This window comes from uncultured Gemella sp., assembly GCF_963519265.1.
Lineage (GTDB): Bacteria > Bacillota > Bacilli > Staphylococcales > Gemellaceae > Gemella.
On sequence record NZ_CAUQNQ010000113.1, the window covers coordinates 1 to 3,656 of the forward strand.

The 3,656-nt window shown below is 24.9% G+C and carries 3 protein-coding genes; all 3 read right to left on the reverse strand.

Annotation, left to right across the window (positions count from 1 at the left end):
- Positions 1-263: 263 nt before the first annotated feature.
- The 3 genes from dnaI to RWN11_RS07600 are packed head-to-tail and all read right to left on the reverse strand — an operon-like array spanning position 264 to position 3,503.
- Positions 264-1,148, reverse strand: a complete 885-nt coding sequence (gene dnaI, locus RWN11_RS07590) for a primosomal protein DnaI (RefSeq protein ID WP_314161123.1) — start codon at positions 1,146-1,148, stop codon at positions 264-266.
- Positions 1,148-2,515: a DnaD domain protein gene (locus RWN11_RS07595; RefSeq protein ID WP_314161124.1), complete on the reverse strand. Its 1,368-nt coding sequence runs from the start codon at positions 2,513-2,515 to the stop codon at positions 1,148-1,150. Before RWN11_RS07595 ends, dnaI begins: the two co-directional genes overlap by 1 nt.
- The gene (locus tag RWN11_RS07600; protein ID WP_314161125.1) at positions 2,508-3,503 is read right to left on the reverse strand and encodes a hypothetical protein; all 996 of its coding nucleotides are present in this window, start codon (positions 3,501-3,503) and stop codon (positions 2,508-2,510) included. The genes RWN11_RS07595 and RWN11_RS07600 overlap by 8 nt, the downstream gene beginning before the upstream one ends.
- Between the last annotated feature and the right edge of the window lie 153 nt (positions 3,504-3,656).

Below are 3,656 nucleotides of genomic sequence, written 5' to 3' on the forward strand. Positions count from 1 at the left end.
CCTTTATAATTTACCACATTTCCCCACTTTTTTCCACTAATTTCTAAAAAAAAATGAATTTTTTTGAATTTTTTACCATAAAAAAAAGAGAGTGACTCAAAAATCGCGATTTCAGAGAAATCGATTTTGTTGAGTCACTCCCACAAAGTTTATTAGATATCTAAAATGCTTTTATAAATAAAATTTAGATATCAATAAACCACTGCGTCTACGAGTTATCATATGAACTTTGTTAAATTTTAGGACTTTTTTGTCAGTCACTTTTAATTATAATATTCTCTCTCATTATCACCATCTAAAAAATGGGAAGCACTTAAAGAATGTATTCTCTCTACTATTCTTAAAGCCTTTGTTTTATCCACTGTTGTTCTTCCATTAGATAACAATTCCGCTAAATCATCTATACTTAAATTAGATGAAAAAAATGTTGGTAATTTTTCTGCTTCTCTATGATTAATAATTGGACCAAGTACCTCATCACGTATAAACTCCGTAATATTTTCAGCACCTATATCGTCAATAATAAGAATTTCTTCATCTCTTATAAGATCAATATATAAATCATAACTGTTATTACTAATCTTTGATTTTATTTTTCTAATAAATTCAGGATAGTATAAAATTGCTGGTTCTTTACCATTCTGTTTGAAATAATTGTAAATACATCCCATCAAATATGTCTTACCAGTTCCTGTTGGTCCATATATATAGGCACCTCTTGTACTTTGATTATTAAGGATACTTTTACATGTATTGATGATTTCTATTGCTAATTTAGCCTTTTCACTATTTTTTGATAAATTATCAAAAGTATAAGATAGAACTCGCTTTGGAATAAATTCTGTCTTAATTTTATTGGATGTTCTTTGGCTTTCTACTTTTTGTTTATATTCTTCAGTCTCTTGATAAACAATATTAACTTCTCTATTATTACAAACTAACTTAGGACTATGCTCAATATTTAACAACGAATCTTTTGAAATATAATATTGATAAAATTTTTCAAGATTATTTTCTACGTCAATTTTAGTAAAATTATTGTCACGAATAAATTTAATTATCTCTACATCACTTAGAACTTTTTCAGATATAAACTTCTTAAATGAATTTTCTGTATTACTTGATACTATGTTGGATAATTTTTTCATTACACATCCCCCTTATTATATAATACTTTCATCATATCTTTAAAAGTATCTTCATCTTCTTTTGTTACAACCCTATCTTCTGTTTTCTTCACATTACTGTAGTTATTTTTTCTATTTTGTAAGTATTCAGGAAAAGGTGCATGATTAGTTTTTTTATTATTTGAATAATTTTTTTGCTGTTTTTTACTAGTACTAACAGTTTTTTGTTTATAATTTCTAGTATTTCTAACAAAATCAATCGCATCTTTAGCTCCAAATAACTTTTGAGAGCTCCATGCACTTGCAATTTTATCTATATAATTAATATGCGGAATAGAATTATTACCACTTTGCCTAATAGAATACTCTAATAGAATATTAAGTACACCTGTTGGAAAATTATATTTTTTTTGCAATTCTTCTATATTTTTTGCATCTATAGTCGAGATAACTATACCCACTTGTTTATTTAAGAACTCAATAAAACTTGTATTATCAACTTCTTTAGCGAAAATATCATCTTCAGATAACTGCACAGCTTCACTATTCATTAACTGTTTATTTACCATACGTTCTAAAGTAGGTACTTCTTGTTTTCTTATATTAACATTAAGTTGAATAATATAATCACTCAGCAAACTAAGATTTATATCACTTGCTCCATTAGTAATCTCAACAGATTTTTCAATTGCGTTAGCCATGTCTTCTGGCGTCATTTTATAAATATGTGCTAATCCTAAAATTTTATTTTTAATGTCAGGATTAGATATAGCTTCTGTTAAATAACTATTAGCCAAATAAAAATTTAATTTATCAAAATCAAAGAAATATTCATCAAAATTTGGACCATTAAAATCTTTTTTAGACAAATAATCAAAACTAAAATCATTAAGATTTTCTAAATGATACACATCTGAAAACTTAGCTGAGATATCCTCAAAACTTTTAAAACTTACTTTATCAACAGAATAATAACTATACAATTCATTATAATTATTAGTTCCAATTGTATTTTCTAATAATTTAGATAAAATTGGAGTACTAAAAAATTCAGTAAAAGTTAATGCTTCTTTAATTTTATACACAAATTGCCCTACGCCTTCATTATCTATATAAAATGACTGGATTAATCCTAAAGCCTCAAGTTTCTTTCTAGCAACTAAAAACTTATTATTTGATAATCCTAGATTATCTAAAATATCATAATGTAAATAATTTTTTGATAAATTTTTATCACTAAAAATTTTAGATCCTAAGAAAGTATATAAACTAATCGCATCATTTCCAATTAGTGGGAGATACAATAAATTCAATTCTTTTGTACGGTTAGAGATATCAAAATCATTATATACACAATAAAAATCCTTCTCAGAAAAAGTACTATTCATGTTTATCATCCATAACTTCTATGATTATTTGCGTATATTCTAAAGCATAGATAAAATTCTGATTATAATCATACTTAATCTTATCATCATTGCGTAGAGGTGCAAAGAACGATTTTACTAAAATAGGATATATATTATCTAAAAGTAACTTAGCATTATCATTTTCATAAAGTGCTCTTAAAAAATTAAATACTTTATATACACATTTTAGAAATTCATCCTTTGTAGGCGTAGTAATATTAGTATGACTTTCTATTATAGTAGAAAAACTAAGAATATTTTTTTTCTCATTTTTTGCAACAAATGTTCTTAAATCATCTATAAGTTTATACATATAATTAAAGAATGTCTCATGATTTTCTAAGTAGTCATTGTTTATAATTTTAGACTCATTTTTTAATAACAATTTATTAATATTATAATCAGTCACAAATAAATAAATCTTATACAAATCTGAAAATTCAACATCACTTAATTTTGTATAATCTTGAACTATACTATTCAGACTCTTACCTTCTTTATAAATATTATAAATAGTGTTTAGCCAAATAAACTCATCAAGATTTTCTTTTTCAATAAGTGTAATTAGGTAATTATTAAAATTATACTGTTCTTCGTGTTCAAAAATTATAGAAATTCTACTTTCAATTCTTGTAAGAATTGAGTTGAATTCTCTTTCAGCTTTTTTATCAAAATTTTCTTCATCAAAAGAAGGCTTTAATGAAGCTTTGATACGTTTAAATTCGTCAAAACTATTATCTAAATTATCGATTCTTTCTTGGTAAACTTCATTATAACCAGGTTTTTGTGCATGATAGTAGGTCTCTATAGCTTTATTAAATTCTAAAACTTTTCCTAAAATTTTAATATATGCAACTTTTATATTCTTATTATCAGATATATTATTTATCAATTTTAGTGCATTTAAAATGTCTTTCTTATTTTCACTAGTTAACACTAAAGTTTTCTCATCTTCTAAATAAAACATTCCCAAACCTCCAAAAATATATTACTATAATTATGATACTCTATTTTATTAATAAAATCAAAGTATATGTAAGTTATTATATAAAAAAAGAACCTTCCAAAGGAAGGCTCTCACTGTTGCCTGGCAACGTTCTAGTCTCACAGGGCGTAAGCC